The sequence below is a fragment of the Celeribacter sp. SCSIO 80838 genome (genome assembly GCF_056498065.1).
Window position 1 is genome coordinate 1,966,232 of record NZ_JAZKMA010000001.1, and the last position, 19,439, is coordinate 1,985,670.

Here is a 19,439-nt window from a genome sequence, read left to right on the forward strand (position 1 = left end):
CCATAAAAAAGGGCCGGTCGAAACCGGCCCTTGTCTTCTGAGTATGCCCCGATCACTCGCGGTTGCCAAGGAACCGCAGCAGGAACATGAACAGGTTGATGAAGTCGAGGTAGAGGCTCAGCGCGCCCATCACGGCGGACTTGCCCAGCCACTCTTCGTCCATCGCATGCGCATGGGCGAGGTAGTCGGTCTTGATCTTCTGGGTGTCCCAGGCGGTCAGACCGGCAAAGATCAGCACACCGAACACGTTGATCGCGAAGTAGAGCATGCCGGAGTGCAGGAACAGGTTCACGATCGAGGCCACGATGATACCGATCAGACCCATGGTCAGGAACGCGCCCATGCCGGAGAGGTCTTTCTTCGTGGTGTAACCCACGAGAGACAGACCGGCAAAGGAGATCGCGGTCACGAGGAAGGTCTGCGCGATCGACACGCCGGTGAAGGCGGCGAAGATGTAGCTGATCGACAGGCCGAAGAGCGCTGCGAAAGCGTAGAAGAACAACTGTGCGCCCGCGGCGGACAGGCGGTTGATCGCGGCGCCGAAGGCAAACACCATGCCGAGCGGCGCGAACATCGCGATCCAGCCGAGAATGGTCGGGCGCAGCGTGATCGGATCGTTGAAGATCGACAAAAGCGCGTCATTGGAGCCCACGGCCCAAGCCACGAGCGCCGTCAGCAACACGCCAATCGACATGGTGCCGTAGACCTTGTTCATATGGGCGCGAAGGCCGGCGTCGATCTCCGCCGAGCGTGCGCCGACACCAGCGTTGATCGTTCTGTAGTCAGCCATTGGGTGGTATCTCCTGTGCGTCAAAATCCCTGTGCCCCCGCGACATGCGGAGGTGTCCCTTCCGATATTGGCAGGCAGGGGGCGGATTTCAACCCGTGGAAAACGGAAAACGGACTGTTTTTGTCAGCCGCGTCTGTTTTGTGGGCGGTTGGCCGTCAGGCGACTTGCTTTATGAAAAACAAAGAAAAACCGCGATGCAGGGGAAGCATCGCGGTCAGGCTCGCAGGGGCAGGCGAGCAGGGGTCGGGGTTCGGTCGGGACAAGCTGTCGCGGTCATCCGGGGTTATTTCGTCCAGTGGCGCGGCGCGTCCCAGACCGGGCGCTGGCTTTCGGCATGAGCCTCTTCGCGGGTCAGGCCGATGTCATCGAGCAGCGCATCGTCGAGCGCGGCCAGTGCACGGCGCTGACGCGCGATGTCGCGGGCTTTCATGAAACGGGAGAACAAGGAGGGGGCGCGACGCGCGCCTTCGAGGCGGGACAGGGTCAGGAGGGGCATCGTGTCGTTCCCTAACGAAAGGTGAATGTTTATCGGAGATGAATCATTTCCCTTGATATGTATCGCCCACCGTGTTCAATAAGTGAAATGAATGATTGTTGATAATTGCATCACAGGACATGATATGCCGCGCAATCTCGATCTGACCGCCCTGCGTTCCTTCGTCACCGTCGCCGATTGCGGCGGGGTGACCCGCGCCGCGGGCGCGCTCAACCTGACGCAATCCGCCGTCTCGATGCAGCTCAAGCGGCTGGAAGAGAGCCTCGACGTGCGCCTCCTCGACCGCAGCGCCCGCAAGATCGCCCTGACCGCGCCGGGGGAACAGCTTCTGTCCTATGCGCGCCGGATGCTCGAACTCAACGACGAGGTCTTCAGCCGGTTGACCGCCACGGAATTCGAGGGCGAGATCGTCTTGGGCGTGCCGCATGACATCGTCTACCCCTCGATTCCGCTGGTGCTACAACATTTCCATGCCGATTACCCGCGCATGCGCGTCAATCTCGAATCCTCCTTCACCACCCGGCTCAAGGAAAAATTCGCCCGCGGCGAGTGCGACATGATCCTGACGACCGAGGACGATCTGGACGCGGGCGGCGAGACTCTGGTGGAACTGCCTCTGGTGTGGATCGGGGCGCCCAATGGTGTGGCCTGGCGGCAACGTCCGCTGCGGTTGGCCTTTGAACACCGCTGCATCTTCCGCAAGAGCGTGCAGGAGGCATTGGACAATGCGGGCATCCCGTGGGAAGTCTCCATCGAAAGCGACCAGAGCCGCACTATCGAGGCCTCCGTCTCGGCCGATCTCGCGGTGCATGTGATGCTGGAAAACACCGCGCCGCCCTACTCGGAGCCGATCCAGCACGGTGGTGCTTTGCCAGAACTCGCCTCGAAAAAGATCAATCTCTACATATCGGAGCAGATGAAGGGCGAAGCGGCGGACCGTCTACACGACCTGATTCGGCAAGCCTACCGCAACCACGGGAGTGCAAGGTTGGCGGCGCAGTAGGGGGGGGCGGTGAATGGCGGGAATGAGTCCACTATACCGGATGCTGCGAATTGCATGGATGTCGGCTATTGAGCAGAAGCCAACTGTCAGGTGGTGCTTGGGGGCCCAAAAACCTCTAAAATTTGTCGGCGAGAGCAACTGGTGGAGGTTCTGATTTGCAGGAAGCCAGCGCCGTTGATACAATGGCTTTCTAATGATCTACCAAGGCGTTCAATTCAATCTGACCTTCGTTGAAGGTAACGGTGACGTGGCGAACATGCCAACACACGGCGGTATTTACGCCGAGATCCATTGGCCGACCCGATCCATTCGCATTGGCGAAACAGGAAATTCGATGCCGGGACGCAACCGTTCTCATATGAGATGGGCCGACAAACACCGCAATGGTGCGCACAATGAGAAAGAGGCAGCTCGGCAAGGAAACATCGTCGATCTTGTGAAGGAATGGGGCTCCGAGGGACTCGAATATTATGTTATCACGGATGACCCGAGAGTGCGCGAAGACCGAGAGCTACGTGTAGATTGTGAAAAGCACCTCCACGAGTGGGCACGGAAGCAAACAGAGTTTCGAAACATAAACACTCAACGTGGTTACCGAACCCGAAACTAGTGCTAGTGCGCTGAGCGCCGATGACGCTAAGCGGACATTTAGTAGCGACTGCTTCGTCCGCAAAGCAGTCCTTCGCATCTCTGACGCTAACTTTCTCCACTCTCTCCGAAACCTCAATCGTCTGGTGCGTGGCCTTCTCGCGCCCCTTCGCATGCCCGACAAAAGTCCGACGCAAATCCGACGCTTTGCCGACCATCATTTTCGGCCTGTTTCACGGCTCCAGAACGACCTTCCCTGTCGCCTGCCGCGTGCGGATCAGGTCGAGTGCCTCGGCGAAATTCGTCAGTGGCAGGCGATGGGAGATATGTGGTTTGATCCGTCCTTCCGCCGCCCAGTCGAACAGTGTGGCAAGCGAGGCGCGCAGCGGTGCCGGGCTGAAATTCAGGTAAGCGCCCCAGTAAAAGCCGATGGCGGTGATGTTTTTCACCAGCATATGGTTCGGTTTCATCTTCGGCAGATCGCCACCCGCAAACCCGATCAAAAGGATGCGCCCGTCGGGGTTGGTGGCGCGAAAGCACGCTTCGTACAAAGGCTCTCCGACCGCGTCGTAGACCACATCCGCGCCGCCAAGTGATTTGATTTGTTCACGAATATCCGGACTGTCGGCGTCGACGAGATGATCGGCCCCGGCGGCTTTGGCGATGGCCAGCTTGTCCGCGCCGCGCGCGATGGCGATGACCTCCGCGCCCATCAGCTTGCCGATTTCCACCGCTGTCAGCCCCACGCCGCCCGCCGCTCCGGTGACGACAAGGCGTTCGCCGGGTTGCAGTCGCGCTTTGTAATCGAGCGCCATGTGCGAGGTGCCGTAAGCGATCTGAAGCGCCGCCGCCTCGGCATAGCCCAGCCCCTCGGGGATGGGGATGCAACGGTCGGCAGGGAAATTCCCGGCCTCGGCCAGCCCGCCCTGACCGGCATAGATCGCCACGCGTTGACCGGTTTGAAGTCCCGTAACCCCTTCACCGATCTCAATAATTTCTCCGGAGAGTTCAAGCCCGAGTGTAAAGGGCAGCTCCGGCGTGTCCTGATAGCGCCCTTGGCACATCAGCGTGTCGGCAAAGTTCAGGGCTCCCGCCCGGATGGCCACGCTCACCTCGCCCGGCCCGGGGGGGGCGAGCTCGATTTGTACCAGAGATGGCGGTTCATCGAAGGCGGTGACGCGACAGGCGCGGATGGTCTTGATTTGTGTCATGGCGTATTTTGTGACTGCTGTGCGCAGGGCTGTCTATGCGAAAAGGCACCTGAAACGAGTCGATTTTCACCGGGTCTGTGCGTTTCGTAAAAGGCCGGATGCGGGGCGGTATGTTGCAAAACGCAAAAAATGATCAAAAAACACGCGCAGGTTTAGTGGGATCCGGCTCGTGCCAGATCGTCGCAGGGGGGAATTTCTGTCGTTTCTTGTCCATAAAATTTCATTTTTACAAGCATTTGGGGGGATTTGGTCAAATCCTGCCCAAAAAGACAGGTTGAGCCATCGGGCCGGTCCTAAGAAATGTTCTATACACGCATAGGTTAAGGGCGCGCAGCGCGATACAAGGAGCGGTCAGTATGAAACATCCCGTGGATGTCCATGTGGGAAAGCGGATTCGCCATCGTCGGTGGATGGTCGGCATGACGCAGCAGCAGCTTGCGGAAAAGGTCGGCATCAAGTTCCAGCAAATCCAGAAGTATGAAACCGGCATGAACCGCGTGTCCGCCTCCCGGCTCTGGGACATTGCCGAGGCGCTCTCCGTTCCCGTGGCCTTCTTCTTCGAAGGGATGGATATGAACGTCGAGGCACAGTCCGCCGCGCATCCCGAGGACGCCTCCGTTCCGGCCGATATCCTTGCCGACAAGGAAGCGCTCGAACTGGTGCGCTCCTATTACGCGATCCCGGAAAACCAGCGCCGTCGCCTGTTCGAACTCGCTCGCGTGCTCTCCGACGTTGCCTGAATTCGGCCTCCGGGTCTGACCCGATCCGATCCGCCGGACCCGGCCCCCGCGTTGTCGACGCCGGGGCCGTTTCTTTTGCGCTGTTGGTTTTTTGTGCAGGCGCACAGGCGCTGGCGTACAGAACCGTCGCTTCGCTTGACCTGCCGGGACGGAGGGTCTACCGCGGAAGGACCGCGCCAAGGCGCTCAGGATCGGAGCAGGAGGGATCATGAAAATCTCAGAGTTGAGTGCAGAGATGCGCGCAGAGATCATTGCAACCGCGGATGCTGCGGCAGAGGCGGCGCGCGAGATCACGCTCAAATATTTCCGCGGCGCGGCCCTTGGCACGGAATCCAAGAAGACGGCGGGGTTCGATCCGGTGACCGTCGCGGATCGCGGTTCAGAACAAGCGATGCGCGCCGTGATCGAGGCGCGTCGTCCCGACGATGGCATCATCGGTGAGGAATTCGGTCCCAAAGCGGGCACGTCCGGTCTCACCTGGGTGCTCGATCCGATCGACGGCACCCGTGGTTTCATCTCCGGCACCCCGACCTGGGGCGTGTTGATTGCACTGCGTAATGCCGACAGCGTGGTCTATGGCGTGATCGACCAGCCCTATATCGGTGAGCGCTTCGTCGGTGGGCTCGGCCTGTCGGAACTGACCGGTCCGCTGGGCAAAAGCGCTCTGGCGGTGCGTACTGGCGTCGCGCTCGAGGAGGCGGTGATCTACACGACCTTCCCCGAGGTGGGCAGTGAGGTGGAGGGTAAGGCGTTCCACGATCTCGCCGCGCGCTGCAAGCTGACGCGCTATGGCATGGATTGTTATGCCTATGCGCTTTTGGCCGCCGGGCAGGTCGATCTTGTGGTTGAGGCCGGGTTGCAGAGCTACGACATTCTCGGTCCCATCGGGGTGATCGAGGCGGCGGGCGGCATTGTCACCGATTGGCAGGGCGGTCCCGTTCTGGAAGGCGGCCGCGTGCTGGCGGCGGCGAGCAAAGAGTTGCATGAGGCGGCATTGGCGGTACTCTCAACCTATTGACGCCGCCGGGAGGAGCCGGCGGCCTTTCAGGGAGGCCCCGATGCACCACTGTTTCCTGATCCGCAATGCCGATGTCGTCCTGACCATGGACGACGACAGGCGTGAAATCAAAGGCGGCGACATTCTCATCCGCGACGGGGTGATCGAAGCGGTCGGGCAGGGGCTTTACGATGACGATGCGCAGATCCTCGATGGGCGCGGGTGCCTCGTCACCCCCGGCCTCGTCAACACCCACCACCATCTGTATCAGACCCTGACCCGCGCGGTGCCGGGCGCACAGGATGCGCTCCTGTTCGGCTGGCTCAAGACGCTTTACCCGATCTGGGCCAAATTCGGCCCGGAGCATATGCGGATCTCGGCCCTGGTGGGGCTTGCGGAACTGGCGATGTCGGGCTGCTCGACCACATCGGATCACCTTTATCTCTATCCCAACGGCGCTCGGCTGGACGATACCATCGAGGCGGCCCGTGCCATCGGGCTCAGGCTTCATGCCACGCGCGGGTCGATGTCGATCGGCGAAAGCGCGGGCGGGCTGCCACCTGACAGTTTGGTCGAGCGCGAAGAAGACATTCTCAACGATTGCATCCGGGTGATCGACGCCTTTCACGATCCGAACCCCGGCGCAATGATCCGCGTCGGCGTTGCGCCCTGTTCGCCGTTTTCCGTCTCCCGCGAGCTGATGCGCGACTCGGCGCTGCTTGCGCGTGACAAGGGCGTGATGATGCACACTCATCTGGCCGAGAATGACGAGGACATCGCCTATTCTCTGGAGAAATTCGGCATGCGCCCCGGACAATATGCCGAGGAGCTGGGCTGGACCGGGCCTGATGTCTGGCATGCCCATTGCGTGATGCTCGACCGCGAAGAAATCTCGCTTTTTGCGCGCACCAAGACCGGCGTGGCGCATTGCCCCTGTTCGAATTGTCGTCTGGGTTCGGGCATCGCGCCGGTGCGCCCGATGCGGGACGCGGGCGTCAGGGTGGGCTTGGGCGTCGATGGATCGGCTTCGAACGACACGGGCAATCTGATCATGGAGGCGCGCACCGGCATGTTGTTGCAACGGGTGTACTATGGTGCCGACAAGATGAGCCCGCGCGAGATGTTGGAGATCGCCACGCGCGGCGGGGCCGAAGTTCTGGGGCGCGATGACATTGGCATTCTGGCGCCGGGCAAACGCGCGGATATCGCGGTCTGGGATATGTCGGATGTGGAAGCGGCCGGAAGCTGGGACCCGGCGGCCTTGTTGCTGGCCGGGCCGATGATCGTGAAGGACCTGTTCGTCGAGGGGCGCCACGTGGTCGCTGACAGTTGGGTGACGACCATCGACATGGACACGACACTGGCGCGGCAAAAGGCGCTGGCGCTGGGGCTGAGAGACTAGAGGACGCCAGAATGAACCATGGAAAACGACGTGCCGGGGTGGTGTTGTGTGCTGCATTCGCTCTGGTGGCCTGCGGGCCGGAGACCGGGACGGGGTTCAGCCAGATCACCCCTGTGACCACAGCGGCGACCGCTGCGCCGGGCGCGATGCAGGAAGAGGCGCAGATCATGGCCCTGATCAATGCGGAGCGTGCGAAACGGGGGCTTGGCGCGCTACAGTATAACGGTGCGCTTGCTACAGCAGCACAGCGGCACGCCAATGACATGGCGGCGAAAGGGTATTTCTCTCATACCGGCCAGAATGGCTCTTCGGTGGGCGACCGGGTGCGGGCGGCGGGGTATGGCTATTGCTATGTTTCCGAGAACCTTTCGGGCGGTTATCCGACGGCGCAGCAGGCGGTCATCGGCTGGATGCAGTCGACAGGCCACCGCGCCAATATCCTGAGTTCAAAAGCGCAGGACATCGGCGTTGGTATCGCGCCGGGTGGTCTGCGTGTGGCGGTGTTCGCCAAGCCCTGCCGCTGATCAGACCGCCGCGCGCTCGCCCATGACATAGGAGGCGATGATCGCCCGGTCGTCGCCCATCATGATGGTCGGGAAGACCTCTTCCCAGATCGTGTTGGCGGTGATGGCGCGCTGGGCGATGGCGGGGGTGGAGGCCAGATCGATCACCGCGAAATCCGCCTCCATACCCGGCGCGATGCTGCCGATCTTATCCTGCATATGAAGCGCCTCGGCGGAGCCATAGGTCGCGAGCCACAAAAGCTGGGCCGGATGGATTGCGGTGTGTCTGAGCTGGCCGATTTCATAGGCCGCCGCCATGGTGCGCAGCATGGAGAAAGACGATCCGCCGCCGGTGTCAGTGGCGAGACCCACGCGCAGACCTTCGCCCTTGCGCGCGCCCATGTCGAAGAGGCCCGATCCGATGAAGGTGTTCGATGTCGGGCAATGGATCAGCGAACAATCCATCGCTTTGAGATGCGCGATCTCGCGCGGCTCCAGATGGATTGCATGACCGAACAGCGCGCCCTCGCGCACCAGCCCGAATTGCTCATAGGTGTCGAGGTAATCGCGCGCCTCCGGATAGAGCCCCTTGACCCATTCGATCTCGTCGAGCTGTTCGGAAAGATGTGTTTGCATCAGGCAGGAAGGGTATTCGTCCCAGAGCTTGCCCAGAGCGTCGAGCTGCGCGGGCGTCGAGGTGGGGGAAAAGCGCGGCGTGATCGCATAGGTGGCGCGGCCTTTGCCATGCCATGCCTCGATCATCGCCTTGCTCTCGTCATAGGCCGCTTGCGCCGTGTCGCGCAGGAATTCGGGCGCGGTGTCGCGATCCATGCAGGTCTTGCCTGCCACGATCCGCATCCCCCGCGCTTCGGCGGCCTGAAACAGCGCCTCGACGGAGCCGGGATGGATCGTGCAGAACGAGGTCACGGTGGTGGTGCCATTGGCCAGAAGCAGGTCGAGATAGCGCCCGGCGATGTCCGAGGCATAGGCAGGATCGGCGAATTTCGCCTCCTCGGGGAAGGTGTAGGTGTTGAGCCAGTCGATCAGACGCTTGCCCCAGCTCGCGATCATGGCGGTCTGCGGATAATGCGCATGGGCGTCGATGAACCCCGGCACGATCAGCGCCGGGCCATGATCGTAAAACGCGGCCTCGTGATGCTTGGCGCGCATGTGATCGCGCCCGCCAATGGAGACAACATGCCCGTCCCGGATCAGGATCGCGGCGTCCGTGAGCACCTGAACGGCCTCCTCGGCAGGGATCTCGAAAGGGTTGCCGTGATAGGTGACGACCTGTCCTGCAATCAGCTTGTCCATCGGGGGCCTTTTTGATTAACCGCTTTTAACCTCTGGGGCAGATTAGGCGCTGGAAGAGGCAAGGTAAATCAATCTTGCCCCTGTTTCTCGCAAGGAAGCTGTCATAAGGTCCGGGGTGACGAGCAAACGGGCAGGGTATGGTCGAAGAAGACACGGATATCAAAGACGAGGCCGATCTCGAAGAAGACGGCTATTCGTTGAGCGCCAAGGTGCTCAGCGCCATTTTGTTTGCGCTGGACACCGGGGACCGGGAGAAGCTGATCGCGCTGATGGAGCCGCTGCATGCGGCCGACATCGCCGACATCCTCGAACAGGTGAACGCCTATGACCGGCGGCGGCTGATTCTGCTCTATGGCGAGGAATTCGACGGGGAGATCCTGTCGGAACTCGACGAGGGCATCCGCGACGAGGTGATCCATGTCCTCAAGCCTGAGGTTCTGGCCGAAGCGGTCCGGGACATGGAGTCGGACGACGTCGTCGACCTCGTGGAGGATCTCGACGAAGAGGCTCAGGAAGCGGTTCTCGCGAGCCTTGAGGATGTCGACCGGCTCGCGGTCGAAAAATCGCTGTCCTATCCGGAGTTCTCCGCCGGTCGTCTGATGCAGCGCGAGGTCGTGATGGGGCCGGAGCACTGGACCGTCGGGCAGGCGATCGATTTCATGCGCGAGGCTGAGGAACTTCCGGAAGATTTCTACCACATGGTGCTGATCGATCCGAAAATGCATCCGGTCGGGCATGTGACGCTCGGCAAGATCCTCGGCGCGCCGCGCAGTCAGCCGCTGATCGAATTGCTGGAGCCGGGGTTTCGCACCTTCCGCGTCGATGAGAGCGAAACCGACGTGGCCTATGCGTTCAACCAGTACCACATGATCTCCGCCCCGGTTCTCGACGAGAACGACAGGGTGGTTGGCGTGATCACCATCGACGATGCGATGAACGTTTTGGATGAGGAACACGAAGAAGACATCATGCGCCTCGCCGGTGTCGGCGAGGGCTCTCTCGCCGACCGTGTGAGCGATACGGTCAAACAACGTCTGCCGTGGCTCGCGGTCAACCTCGTGACGGCGATCCTCGCCTCCATGGTGATTGCGCAGTTCGAAGACACGATTGCAAAGTTCGTGGCGCTGGCGGTTCTGATGCCCATCGTCGCCTCGATGGGCGGCAATGCGGGGACACAGGCGCTGACCGTCGCCGTGCGCGCCATCGCCACGCGCGACCTTACGGGGGCGAACGTCTGGCGGGTGATCCGACGCGAGGTGCTTGTGGGGCTCGCGAACGGGTTGGTGTTTGCCGTGATCATGGGGATCGTCGGGGTTGTCTGGTTTGGCTCTCCGGCGCTGGGCGCTGTGATCGGGTTGGCCATGGTGATCAATCTGGTGATCGCGGGGCTCGCGGGCATCGGGGTGCCGGTGTTGCTGGAACGCGCGGGGGTCGATCCGGCCCTGGCGTCGGGGGCGTTCGTGACGACGGTGACCGATGTTGTGGGGTTCTTTGCCTTTCTCGGGCTGGCGGGTGTGGTGCTGCTGTGAACGATGATATTCAGGATGTGAAGGCGAGGTTGCGCCGACAGGCGAAAGAGGCGCGCGATCTCGCGCATGCGCAGGATCTGGGGGCTGCCGATCAGGCCACAAAGATGCTCTTGGGCTTTCTGACGCCGCACAAAGGCAAGGTGACGGCGGGTTATATGCCTTTGGGCAGTGAGATCGACCCGCGCCCGGCAATGAGCGTGTTACATGACCGAGGTCCCGTTGCCGTGCCGGTCGTTGAGGCGAAAGCGCAGCCTTTGCGTTTCGACCGCTGGACGCCGGAGGGCGCAATGGTCGAAGGTGCGTTCGGCGCGCTGATCCCTGCGGCCTCGGAGCCTGTGATCCCGGAAGTGGTGATCGTGCCGATGCTGGCGTTCAACCGGGCGGGGCACCGGCTGGGCTATGGCGGCGGCTTTTACGACCGGACGCTGGCGAAGCTGCGGGCCATGGGGTCGGTTTTTGCTGTCGGGCTGGTCTATGCGGCGCAGGAACTGCCCGATATTCCCGTCGAGTCGACCGATGCGCCGCTCGATGCGATTGTGACCGAGCGGGAGGTGCTTACGTTTTAGAGGCGCAGTCCGCTCCGATATTTTGAGAAAAGGAAAATCTCATGGAACTCCCGGTGAACCGTTTCAAGAAAACCCTCAAAGAGGGGAAACAGCAATATGGGGCCTGGCACACCATGGGCGGAGGGCTTCAGGCCGAGATTTTGGCGGCTGCGGGCTATGACTGGATTTTGATCGACAGCGAACATGGCGTCATGGAGGTGGCCGACATCGTCCCGGCACTTCAGGCCCTGACCGGTTTCCCTGACTGTGCGCCGGTGGTGCGGGTTGCCGAAAACGATGCGGCGCTGATCAAGCGCCACCTGGACCAGGGTGCCCAGACTATCATGGTGCCGATGATCAATTCCGCCGAGGAGGCGCGTGCGGCGGTGGCGGCGATGCGTTTCGCCCCGCAAGGCGTGCGCGGCATGAACGGTGTCACGCGCGCCAGCCGGTTCGGCGCGATCAAGGATTATGTGGCGCGGGCGCATGAAGAGCTTTGTCTGATCGTACAGATCGAATCCGTTGCGGGCATGGATGCGCTCGAAGAGATTGCCGCAGTGCCGGGGGTCGATGCGATTTTTATCGGCCCGGCCGATCTGGCGGCCGATATGGGCTTTCCGGGCAATACAGCGGCGCCGGAGGTCGAGGCCGCCGTGCTCGACTGTTTTGTCCGACTGGACAAGGTGGGGATGCCTGCCGGCATTCTGACGCTCAATGACGAAATCCTGAAACGGTATATCGAGGCAGGCTCGCGCTTTACCGCCCTGGGCATCGACGGGGTCTGGCTTTTGAAGATCGCGCGCGAGGTTCTGGGGCGGTTTCGGGCGCTGTAAACTGTAGAGAAAGAGAGGATGGTGCGGTGACGCTTGCACTTGCGCGCCGCGCATCCTAAGGCTGTGGACTATGAAAATCCTGTTTCTCGGAGATATCGTCGGCAGCACCGGGCGCAAGGCCGTTATGGAGCGCGTGCCGCAGTTGCGCAAGGACTGGGGCCTCGATTTCGTCGTGGTCAACGGCGAGAACGCGACCAATGGCATGGGGCTCTCGGGCGATCATGCGGAAGAGTTGCTGGAAGCGGAGGTCGATTGCCTGACGCTGGGCGATCATGCGTTCGATCAGAAGGACATGATGCAGTTTTGCGAACGCGAAACCCGCATCGTGCGTCCGATCAATTTCGCCAAGACGGCACCGGGGCGCGGTGTGCGCATTTTCGAAGACCGGCGCGGACGGCGTATTTTGGTGGCGCAGATCCTTGGTCAGGTGTTCATGAAACGCGCCTTCGACGATCCGTTTTCGGCGATGGATCAGGTGTTCATGAACCACAAGCTTGGTGGCGCGGTGCAGGCGATTCTGGTCGATGTGCATTGTGAGGCGACGTCGGAGAAAATGGCCATGGGGCATTTCTGCGATGGCAAGGCTTCGGTCGTGGTCGGCACGCATACCCATGTTTGTACCGGGGATGCGCAGATCCTTCCGGGGGGCACGGCCTATCTGACCGATGCGGGCATGTGCGGCGACTACAATTCGGTGATCGGCATGGACAAGGCCGAACCGCTGCGCCGCTTCGTGACGGGCATGGGTAAGGGACGCTTCGAACCCGCCAAGGGCGAGGCGACACTGTCGGGTGTCTATGTCGAGACCGATGATCGCACCGGCAAGGCCACACGCGTGAAACAGATACGTGTCGGCGGGCGGCTGGAGCAAAGCGCGCCGTGATCCTGCGGTGAATTCCGAAAATCTGCCGTGATTTTGATCATTTGGCTGGAATTTCATTCCCTGGCCGAGGCGTTTTGACGCTTGTGTCCCGGTGGCGTGGGCGGGCATATTGGTGTCAAAGACCACAGCGCACGGGGCATCATGGAACTGTTTCATTTCAGCCAGACGACCGAGGCGATCCTCTCTCTCGTGGTCGTCGGCATCATGTTCGCCATGTTTGTGCGCGAGGTTTACCCGACGGAGGTCGTCGCTATTTCGGGCGCGGCCCTGATGATCGTCCTCGGCATCCTGCCCTATGACGCGGGGCTCAAGGTTCTGTCGAACCCGGCGCCCTGGACCATCGCTGCGATGTTCATCGTGATGGGGGCGCTGGTGCGCACCGGCGGGCTCGAATGGTTCACCCGACAGGCGGGCAATTACGCGGAAACCCACCCATCCGTTGCCATTGCCATGCTTTTGGGGGTGGTGGTGGTGCTGTCCGCCTTTGTGGCCAATACGCCGGTCGTTGTCGTGATGATTCCGGTTTTCGTGCAGCTTTCTGGAAAGCTCGGCATAGCACCCTCCAAGCTTTTGATTCCGTTGAGTTACTCGGCTATTTTGGGTGGTACGATCACGCTTTTGGGGACTTCGACCAACCTGCTCGTCGATGGTGTGGCGCGGGCGCAGGGTATGGAGCCTTTCTCGATTTTCGAAATCGCGCCCATCGGTTTGGTGGTGACGGCTTGGGGCATGCTCTATCTGGCGCTGTTCGGACGGCATCTTTTGCCCAATCGCGACAGCCTTGCGGCGATGCTGTCATCGAACCGCGCAAAGATGAAATTCTTCACCGAGGCGGTGATCCCGCCCGAATCCAACCTCGTCGGACGCGAAGTCCTTGGCGTTCAGCTTTTCAAACGCGACGGGGTGCGGCTGATCGACGTCATCCGGGGCGACAAATCCTTTCGTCACGAACTGGACGGGCTGTCGCTTGAGGTCGGAGATCGGATCGTGCTGCGTTCCAAGATCACCGAACTTCTGTCCTTGCAGCGTGACAAGTCTCTCAAGCGAGTGGATCAGGTGTCGACGGTTGAAACGACCACGATGGAAGTGCTGATCACGCCGGGCTGCAAGATGGTCGGGCGAGCGCTCTCCTCGATGCGACTGCGCCGCCGCTACGGCGTCTACGTGCTGGCGGTCCATCGGCGCAACCAGAACCTCGGTCAGCAAATTCAGGACCTTGTGGTGCGTGTCGGCGATACGCTTTTGCTTGAGGGCGCGCCCGCGGACATTCAGCGCCTCGCGACCGATATGGATATGGGCGACGTGTCGAAGCCGACCGAGCGCGCCTATCACCGCAGCCACGCGCCCATCGCGCTGGCGGCGATGTTCTCCATCGTGTTGCTGGCCGCGCTTGGTGTGGCGCCGATCCTGATGCTCTCGGTGATTGCCGTTGCGGTGGTGTTGGTCACGCGCTGCATCGATGCTGATGAGGCATTTTCCTTTGTCGAGGGGCGATTGCTCGCCCTGATTTTCGCCATGCTGGCGGTTGGGGCGGCGCTCGATGCCTCGGGCGCTGTCGAGATGATCGTGAATGTGATCGCGCCGCTGCTCGATGGGTTGCCAGTGTTCTTCGTGGTCTGGGCCATCTTCCTGATGACCTCTTTCCTGACCGAGCTGGTGTCGAACAATGCGGTTGCCGTCGTGGTGACGCCGATTGCCATCGGGTTGGCGAATTCGATGGGGCTCGATCCGCGCGGGCTTGTTGTGGCGGTGATGGTCGCGGCTTCGGCCTCTTTCGCCACGCCCATCGGCTATCAGACCAACACGATGGTTTACGGCCCCGGCGGGTACAAATTTACTGATTACATGAAGGTCGGCATTCCGCTGAACCTCTCCATCGGGCTGATTTCTTCCGCCGTCATTCCGCTGATCTGGCCACTTTGAGGTCATTTCGAGCGGTTTTTGAGTATTTTCCCTGCAATGAAGCGGGGGCGCGATCTTGCGGCCCCTAAGGCGGATCGCCTATAGAGGCGCGAAAGCTCACACACTCGACATTTTCGGAGGCGCCACATGGCAGGCCATTCTAAATGGGCAAACATCCAGCACCGTAAAGGACGTCAGGACGCGGCCCGTTCCAAGCTCTTTTCCAAGCTCGCCAAGGAGATCACCGTGGCGGCGAAGATGGGCGATCCGGACCCGGAGAAAAACCCGCGTCTGCGTCTGGCGGTGAAGACGGCGAAAACGGCGTCTTGTCCGAAAGACGTGATCGATCGTGCGATCAAGAAAGCCATGGGGGGCGATGCGGAGAGCTATGACGAGATCCGCTACGAAGGCTATGGGCCGGAAGGTATTGCGTTCATCGTCGAGACGATGACCGACAACGTGAATCGGACTGCCTCGAACGTGCGGTCTTATTTTGCGAAAGCGGGCGGCAATCTCGGCACCTCGGGGTCCGTGTCCTTCATGTTCGACCGCGTGGGCGAGATCGTCTACGGGCCGGAAGCGGGCGATGCGGATGCTGTCATGATGGCGGCGATCGAAGCCGGGGCGGAGGACGTTGAGAGCGACGAAGACGGGCACTGGATCTATACGGTCGATGGCGATCTGGCGGCGGTGTCGGATGCGCTTGAGGCGGAGCTGGGCGAGTCGAAAGAAGCCAAGCTGATCTGGAAGCCGCAGAACCGCACCGAGGTCAATCTTGAGACGGCGCAAAAGTTGATGCGTCTGGTCGAGACGCTGGAAGACGACGACGATGTGCAATCCGTGACGGCGAATTTCGACGTGCCGGACGACGTGGCCGCGCAGCTCTGAGCAGGCCGCAGAGAAGATAAGAAAGCCCCGCCTCGCGCGGGGTTTTTTATGGCACAAGCTGCGCTGCGGCGGCGCGTTTGACGGCGGCGGTGAGCGGGGCAAGAACGGGTGCTGCAAGCCGCGAGACGTGCCAGTAAAGCGCGATGTCGACCGGGGTGGGCGTAAGCGCGACAAGGGCGCCGGAGGCCAGATGCGGGCGCAGCAAAACTTCCGGGTTCAGCCCCCAGCCGATCCCGGCGAGGGCCGCATCGACAAAGCCCTGCGTGGAAGGGATGCGATGGGCAGGCAGGGCGATGCGCCGTCCAATCTGCGCAGCCACCCAATTGTCCTGAAGCCGGTCTTTTTCATTGAACACAAGCGAGGGGGCTTTGCTCAGCGCCTCTGGCGTGAGGCCTTCAGGGAAGTGCCGGGCGGCGAACGCGGGCGTGGTGACGGCGAGATAGCGCAGCGCGCCGAGCGGATGCAGATCGCAGCCGGGAACGGGCGTATTGCGCGCAGAGATGGCGGCCATCACCTCGCCGCGCTTGAGCCAGTCGGCGGAATGGTCCTGATCGTCGAGCGTCAGTTGAAAGAGCATGTCGGTGAGGCCCGCCATCGCCGGGGTAAACCATGTGGCGAGGCTGTCGGCATTGATCGCGAGAGGGACCGGCAGGGCAGGGCCGCCGCTTTGCCCGAGATCGCGGGCGAGTTGCGCCTCCAAAAGCCCGACCTCTTCCATATGGCGCGCCAGACGCCGCCCTGTGTCGGTCGGGCGCGCGGGCGTGCCGCGCAGCACGAGCGGCGTGCCCATACGCTCTTCGAGCGCCTTGATCCGCTGCGAGACCGCCGAAGGGGTGACACAGAGCGCCTGCGCCGCCGCGTCGAAAGAGCCGTGGCGCAGAACAGCGGCGAGGGCCGCGAGGGAGGGGTAATCGAGAGAATTAAGCATGGCTAATTTATCCATAGAAAGATTAATTTGTCTAATTCTTCCGACCGGGCTACCCCCGCCGGGAAAGGATACCTCATGTTCCAAGCCGCCCTCACCGGGTTTCTGACCGGTCTCAGCCTCATCGTCGCCATCGGAGCACAGAATGCCTTTGTCCTGCGGCAGGGGCTTCGGCGTTCGCATGTGCTGCCCGTGGTGCTGGTCTGTGCGCTCTCCGATGCGCTGCTGATCTCTCTGGGCGTCTTCGCCTCGGCGCAGGTCTCGGAGGCTTTCCCGCCGCTTTTGGCGATGCTGCGCTGGGGGGGCGCGGGGTTCCTGCTCTTCTATGGCTTCAAGGCCGCGCGGGCCGCTTATCGCGGCGGCGGGCATCTGGAAGCGGCGACGCAGGGGGCGCAAAGCCTTCGTGCCGTAGTGCTGACGGCGCTGGCGCTCACATGGCTCAACCCGCATGTCTATCTCGACACGGTTGTGCTTTTGGGGGCGATCTCCGCGCGGTTTGCCGAGGCGCGGGCGGAGTTTGCCATGGGGGCGATCTCGGGGTCTTTCGCCTTTTTCTTTTCGCTTGGTTATGGCGCGCGCCTACTTGCGCCAGTGTTCGCCCGCGAAACCGCTTGGCGTGTGCTCGACGGCGGCATCGCGCTTGTAATGTGGTCGATCGCGGCAGGATTGATCCGTGGCGGTTAAGCGGTTTTCTTGCGGGCTTCCCGCCATGTGATGAAGGAAATCGCCGCGATGATCATGGCGCCGCCCAGAAGCACAAACGGATCGACCGCCTCGCCAAAGAGGATATAGCCGAAACTCACCGACCAGATCAGCTGAACGAAGACCACCGGTTGCACCACGGATTGCGGTGCACAGGCAAAGGCGCGGGTCATGGCGTAATGGCCGAGCGTTGCGAAGGCGGCGGTGAAAAACAGCAGGATCAGCTCATGAAGCGTCGGCGTCTCCCAATGCAGAAACGCAAAGGGTGCAATGACGATGGGGACGGTCACCGACATGAGAAACACCACCACGGCGGCGGGGAGCTCTTTGACCAGACGACCGGCGATCAGATAGGACCCGGCAAAGGCCATGGCCGAGAGCATCATTGACAGGTGGCCGGGGTCGATGTCGCGAAATCCGGGGCGCAGGATGACGATGCCGCCGATGAAGGCCACCACGAGCGCCATGATGCGGGGCAGGGCGATCCGTTCGCCGAACAACAGCACAGCGCCGAGGGTGATATAGATCGGGTTCATGAAGTTGAGCGCCGTGACCTCGCCCATCGGGATGCGGGTCATGGCATAGAACCAGCAGGTCATCGCCAGTGCATGGAACAGGGCGCGTCCGAAGGTGAGTTTCCAGATGCGCGGAGTGAAGCGAACTTTGCGCACCGCACCGAGCGCCGGGATGAGGAAGACGAGGCCCAACAGAAAACGCAGGAAAGCGCTTTCGAGCACGGGCAAGCCGTTGCCGACATATTTTACGAGGACGTTCACCATGACGAAACACAGCGTCATGAAGAGCATCCAGAGGATGCCGGTCACGGATTTCGAGGGGGAGGTCAGGGAGGGTGCGGTCATGCGGGGACAGTGAAGCCTCCCCCCGGCGATGGCAATTCGTCCAAAGCGCACGTGCCGGGCCGCATATTTGCACTTGGACCGGCGGGCGGGCCAAAAGCCATATGGTTCTTGATCAGGGTCAAGGCGGGCGGCGGTCCTCTGCGCTCAGACTGAGGCAAAGGCCATCAGACTGAGGAGACGCGCATGTCCAATACACCGCACCAACTCGCCGCCGATTTTCCGGATCTGGCCGGGAAAATCACCGAACTCAAGTCGAGCGACGCGCATTTCGCGACTCTTGTCGGGGCATATGAGGCGTTGAATGACGAGGTCCATCTCGCCGAAACCGACGTGCACCCGATGGAGGATCTGGCACTCGCCGAGTTGCGTAAGAAACGGATGCATCTCAAGGACGAGATTTACCGGCTTTTGACCGTTTCCGCGTAAGCTTTCCCTGCTTTGCGAAAACCGAGGGCGCGTTAACCGGCAGGTTGCGCGCCCTCTTGCATTGGGAGAACAAATCACGCACAAATAGCGCGTGAGGTTGGGTGTAATACCATATGTTGCGGCTCTTTGGGCTGTGATGGGTCTTGTGGTGACCCTGTTCCCGATTGAAACGGCCGAGGCCGTGAGCGATCGGGACTCAGTTTTGGTATTTGCGCCGAACTCTCATCAGCTTGATTTGAATGCTGCCGAAAAACGCGCTGATGTTGCGATTCTGATTGCTCCGGACAACGGTGCACTGCGGGTGATCGACGGCGATACGCTGGCGATTGGCGAGACCCGCATCCGGCTCTACGGCATCGATGCGCCGGAACTGTCGCAGAGCTGTTCCGACATGCGGGGGCAGGATTGGGCCTGTGGGCAATGGGCGAAAGCGGTGCTCGTGAAACTTACCGGAGGAGCGGTGCGCTGTGTCGCCCGTGACACCGACCGCTATGGTCGCACGGTTGCCGTTTGTGCCACAGAGGCGGGGGATATCAACGCCGCCATGGTCGCCTCTGGGGCGGCCTATGCCTATATGCAATACGCCCGCGATTATGTCGTTCTCGAAGAGCGCGCGCGGACCGAGGGGCAGGGGCTCTGGCGGGCGGGGGTACAGTTGCCTGCGGATTACCGCGCCGAGAAACGTGCAGAAATCAGTGACGCGCAGCCGGAGCAAACCCCGCCCGGCAACTGTGCGATCAAGGGCAATATCTCCGGCTCCGGCAAGCTCTACCATCTGCCCGGCGGGCGCTGGTACGGCGGCACGCGGATCAACGAGGCGCAGGGCGAGCGCTGGTTCTGTTCGGAAGACGAGGCGCGCGCGGCGGGCTGGCGCAAGGCGCAAGGATAATCCCGCAGACCCT

21 protein-coding genes are annotated in these 19,439 nt (G+C 61.6%); 15 read left to right on the forward strand and 6 right to left on the reverse strand.

The genetic code is table 11. From position 1 onward, the window contains the following. Positions 1 to 52: 52 nt before the first annotated feature. Entirely contained in the window at positions 53 to 790 is a 738-nt protein-coding gene (locus V1475_RS09910; protein WP_479412620.1) for a Bax inhibitor-1/YccA family protein, read from the reverse strand. A gap of 283 nt (positions 791 to 1,073) precedes the next feature. Further along, on the reverse strand, positions 1,074 to 1,286 hold the full coding sequence (locus tag V1475_RS09915) for a YjiS-like domain-containing protein (RefSeq protein WP_479412621.1): 213 nt from the start codon (positions 1,284 to 1,286) through the stop codon (positions 1,074 to 1,076). Positions 1,287 to 1,410: 124 nt separating this feature from the next. On the opposite strand from V1475_RS09915, the gene V1475_RS09920 reads away from it, so the two are divergent. Beyond that, complete coding sequence (locus V1475_RS09920; protein WP_479412622.1) at positions 1,411 to 2,289, forward strand: LysR family transcriptional regulator; 879 nt, start codon at positions 1,411 to 1,413, stop codon at positions 2,287 to 2,289. A 193-nt stretch (positions 2,290 to 2,482) separates the two neighbouring features. Continuing rightward, a complete protein-coding gene (locus V1475_RS09925) occupies positions 2,483 to 2,899 on the forward strand; it encodes a hypothetical protein (protein ID WP_479412623.1) in 417 nt (138 codons plus the stop codon). A 211-nt stretch (positions 2,900 to 3,110) separates the two neighbouring features. Here the strand turns inward: V1475_RS09925 and V1475_RS09930 are convergent, their stop codons facing one another. Continuing rightward, on the reverse strand, positions 3,111 to 4,088 hold the full coding sequence (locus V1475_RS09930; protein WP_479412624.1) for an NADPH:quinone oxidoreductase family protein: 978 nt from the start codon (positions 4,086 to 4,088) through the stop codon (positions 3,111 to 3,113). Positions 4,089 to 4,444: 356 nt separating this feature from the next. On the opposite strand from V1475_RS09930, the gene V1475_RS09935 reads away from it, so the two are divergent. The 4 genes from V1475_RS09935 (at position 4,445) to V1475_RS09950 (ending at position 7,751) form a co-directional block, all read left to right on the forward strand. Next, positions 4,445 to 4,828: a helix-turn-helix domain-containing protein gene (locus V1475_RS09935; RefSeq protein WP_434288218.1), complete on the forward strand. Its 384-nt coding sequence runs from the start codon at positions 4,445 to 4,447 to the stop codon at positions 4,826 to 4,828. A 208-nt stretch (positions 4,829 to 5,036) separates the two neighbouring features. Continuing rightward, positions 5,037 to 5,846: a histidinol-phosphatase gene (gene hisN, locus V1475_RS09940; protein WP_479412625.1), complete on the forward strand. Its 810-nt coding sequence runs from the start codon at positions 5,037 to 5,039 to the stop codon at positions 5,844 to 5,846. 40 nt (positions 5,847 to 5,886) lie between these two features. Further along, on the forward strand, positions 5,887 to 7,227 hold the full coding sequence (locus V1475_RS09945) for an 8-oxoguanine deaminase (protein ID WP_479412626.1): 1,341 nt from the start codon (positions 5,887 to 5,889) through the stop codon (positions 7,225 to 7,227). Between the two features lie 11 nt (positions 7,228 to 7,238). Beyond that, on the forward strand, positions 7,239 to 7,751 hold the full coding sequence (locus V1475_RS09950) for a CAP domain-containing protein (protein ID WP_479412627.1): 513 nt from the start codon (positions 7,239 to 7,241) through the stop codon (positions 7,749 to 7,751). Here V1475_RS09950 and guaD read toward each other — a convergent pair whose 3' ends face one another. After that, positions 7,752 to 9,044 (reverse strand): guanine deaminase, encoded by a 1,293-nt coding sequence (guaD, locus tag V1475_RS09955; RefSeq protein WP_479412628.1) that lies wholly within the window; start codon positions 9,042 to 9,044, stop codon positions 7,752 to 7,754. Between the two features lie 137 nt (positions 9,045 to 9,181). On the opposite strand from guaD, the gene mgtE reads away from it, so the two are divergent. The 6 genes from mgtE to V1475_RS09985 all read left to right on the forward strand — a co-directional run bounded on the left by mgtE (position 9,182) and on the right by V1475_RS09985 (position 15,624). Continuing rightward, on the forward strand, positions 9,182 to 10,573 hold the full coding sequence (mgtE, locus tag V1475_RS09960; protein WP_479412629.1) for a magnesium transporter: 1,392 nt from the start codon (positions 9,182 to 9,184) through the stop codon (positions 10,571 to 10,573). Then, a complete protein-coding gene (locus V1475_RS09965) occupies positions 10,570 to 11,139 on the forward strand; it encodes a 5-formyltetrahydrofolate cyclo-ligase (RefSeq protein WP_479412630.1) in 570 nt (189 codons plus the stop codon). The genes mgtE and V1475_RS09965 overlap by 4 nt, the downstream gene beginning before the upstream one ends. Positions 11,140 to 11,180: 41 nt before the next feature. Further along, the gene (locus V1475_RS09970) at positions 11,181 to 11,951 is read left to right on the forward strand and encodes an HpcH/HpaI aldolase family protein (RefSeq protein WP_479412631.1); all 771 of its coding nucleotides are present in this window, start codon (positions 11,181 to 11,183) and stop codon (positions 11,949 to 11,951) included. 70 nt (positions 11,952 to 12,021) lie between these two features. Further along, positions 12,022 to 12,834, forward strand: coding sequence for a TIGR00282 family metallophosphoesterase (locus tag V1475_RS09975; protein WP_479412632.1), 813 nt, complete (start codon positions 12,022 to 12,024; stop codon positions 12,832 to 12,834). Between the two features lie 141 nt (positions 12,835 to 12,975). Beyond that, positions 12,976 to 14,757: an SLC13 family permease gene (locus tag V1475_RS09980; protein ID WP_434288201.1), complete on the forward strand. Its 1,782-nt coding sequence runs from the start codon at positions 12,976 to 12,978 to the stop codon at positions 14,755 to 14,757. Positions 14,758 to 14,883: 126 nt separating this feature from the next. Next, a complete protein-coding gene (locus V1475_RS09985; RefSeq protein ID WP_434288199.1) occupies positions 14,884 to 15,624 on the forward strand; it encodes a YebC/PmpR family DNA-binding transcriptional regulator in 741 nt (246 codons plus the stop codon). A 46-nt stretch (positions 15,625 to 15,670) separates the two neighbouring features. Here V1475_RS09985 and V1475_RS09990 read toward each other — a convergent pair whose 3' ends face one another. After that, positions 15,671 to 16,552 (reverse strand): LysR family transcriptional regulator ArgP, encoded by an 882-nt coding sequence (locus V1475_RS09990; RefSeq protein ID WP_479412633.1) that lies wholly within the window; start codon positions 16,550 to 16,552, stop codon positions 15,671 to 15,673. Positions 16,553 to 16,627: 75 nt separating this feature from the next. On the opposite strand from V1475_RS09990, the gene V1475_RS09995 reads away from it, so the two are divergent. Further along, the gene (locus V1475_RS09995; protein ID WP_479412634.1) at positions 16,628 to 17,233 is read left to right on the forward strand and encodes a LysE/ArgO family amino acid transporter; all 606 of its coding nucleotides are present in this window, start codon (positions 16,628 to 16,630) and stop codon (positions 17,231 to 17,233) included. Here the strand turns inward: V1475_RS09995 and V1475_RS10000 are convergent. Next, positions 17,230 to 18,111: a DMT family transporter gene (locus tag V1475_RS10000; RefSeq protein ID WP_479412635.1), complete on the reverse strand. Its 882-nt coding sequence runs from the start codon at positions 18,109 to 18,111 to the stop codon at positions 17,230 to 17,232. The two genes, V1475_RS09995 and V1475_RS10000, sit on opposite strands and share 4 nt — an antisense overlap. Positions 18,112 to 18,294: 183 nt before the next feature. Between V1475_RS10000 and V1475_RS10005 the strand changes: the two genes are divergently transcribed. Further along, positions 18,295 to 18,537, forward strand: coding sequence for an HP1242/YdcH family protein (locus V1475_RS10005; RefSeq protein WP_434288191.1), 243 nt, complete (start codon positions 18,295 to 18,297; stop codon positions 18,535 to 18,537). Positions 18,538 to 18,772: 235 nt separating this feature from the next. Continuing rightward, positions 18,773 to 19,426, forward strand: coding sequence for a thermonuclease family protein (locus V1475_RS10010; RefSeq protein ID WP_479412636.1), 654 nt, complete (start codon positions 18,773 to 18,775; stop codon positions 19,424 to 19,426). Positions 19,427 to 19,439 lie beyond the last annotated feature (13 nt).

Bases quoted from the DNA above. Each gene is read 5' to 3' on its own strand.
- hisN (WP_479412625.1), top strand. From the start codon at position 5,037: ATGAAAATCTCAGAGTTGAGTGCAGAGATGCGCGCAGAGATCATTGCA.
- V1475_RS09935 (WP_434288218.1), top strand. From the start codon at position 4,445: ATGAAACATCCCGTGGATGTCCATGTGGGAAAGCGGATTCGCCATCGT.
- V1475_RS09970 (WP_479412631.1), top strand. From the start codon at position 11,181: ATGGAACTCCCGGTGAACCGTTTCAAGAAAACCCTCAAAGAGGGGAAA.
- V1475_RS09990 (WP_479412633.1), bottom strand. From the start codon at position 16,552: ATGCTTAATTCTCTCGATTACCCCTCCCTCGCGGCCCTCGCCGCTGTT.
- V1475_RS09925 (WP_479412623.1), top strand. From the start codon at position 2,483: ATGATCTACCAAGGCGTTCAATTCAATCTGACCTTCGTTGAAGGTAAC.
- V1475_RS10005 (WP_434288191.1), top strand. From the start codon at position 18,295: ATGTCCAATACACCGCACCAACTCGCCGCCGATTTTCCGGATCTGGCC.
- V1475_RS09920 (WP_479412622.1), top strand. From the start codon at position 1,411: ATGCCGCGCAATCTCGATCTGACCGCCCTGCGTTCCTTCGTCACCGTC.
- guaD (WP_479412628.1), bottom strand. From the start codon at position 9,044: ATGGACAAGCTGATTGCAGGACAGGTCGTCACCTATCACGGCAACCCT.
- V1475_RS09985 (WP_434288199.1), top strand. From the start codon at position 14,884: ATGGCAGGCCATTCTAAATGGGCAAACATCCAGCACCGTAAAGGACGT.
- V1475_RS09910 (WP_479412620.1), bottom strand. From the start codon at position 790: ATGGCTGACTACAGAACGATCAACGCTGGTGTCGGCGCACGCTCGGCG.
- V1475_RS09950 (WP_479412627.1), top strand. From the start codon at position 7,239: ATGAACCATGGAAAACGACGTGCCGGGGTGGTGTTGTGTGCTGCATTC.
- V1475_RS09975 (WP_479412632.1), top strand. From the start codon at position 12,022: ATGAAAATCCTGTTTCTCGGAGATATCGTCGGCAGCACCGGGCGCAAG.
- V1475_RS09980 (WP_434288201.1), top strand. From the start codon at position 12,976: ATGGAACTGTTTCATTTCAGCCAGACGACCGAGGCGATCCTCTCTCTC.
- V1475_RS09915 (WP_479412621.1), bottom strand. From the start codon at position 1,286: ATGCCCCTCCTGACCCTGTCCCGCCTCGAAGGCGCGCGTCGCGCCCCC.
- V1475_RS10000 (WP_479412635.1), bottom strand. From the start codon at position 18,111: ATGACCGCACCCTCCCTGACCTCCCCCTCGAAATCCGTGACCGGCATC.
- V1475_RS09930 (WP_479412624.1), bottom strand. From the start codon at position 4,088: ATGACACAAATCAAGACCATCCGCGCCTGTCGCGTCACCGCCTTCGAT.
- V1475_RS09995 (WP_479412634.1), top strand. From the start codon at position 16,628: ATGTTCCAAGCCGCCCTCACCGGGTTTCTGACCGGTCTCAGCCTCATC.
- mgtE (WP_479412629.1), top strand. From the start codon at position 9,182: ATGGTCGAAGAAGACACGGATATCAAAGACGAGGCCGATCTCGAAGAA.
- V1475_RS09945 (WP_479412626.1), top strand. From the start codon at position 5,887: ATGCACCACTGTTTCCTGATCCGCAATGCCGATGTCGTCCTGACCATG.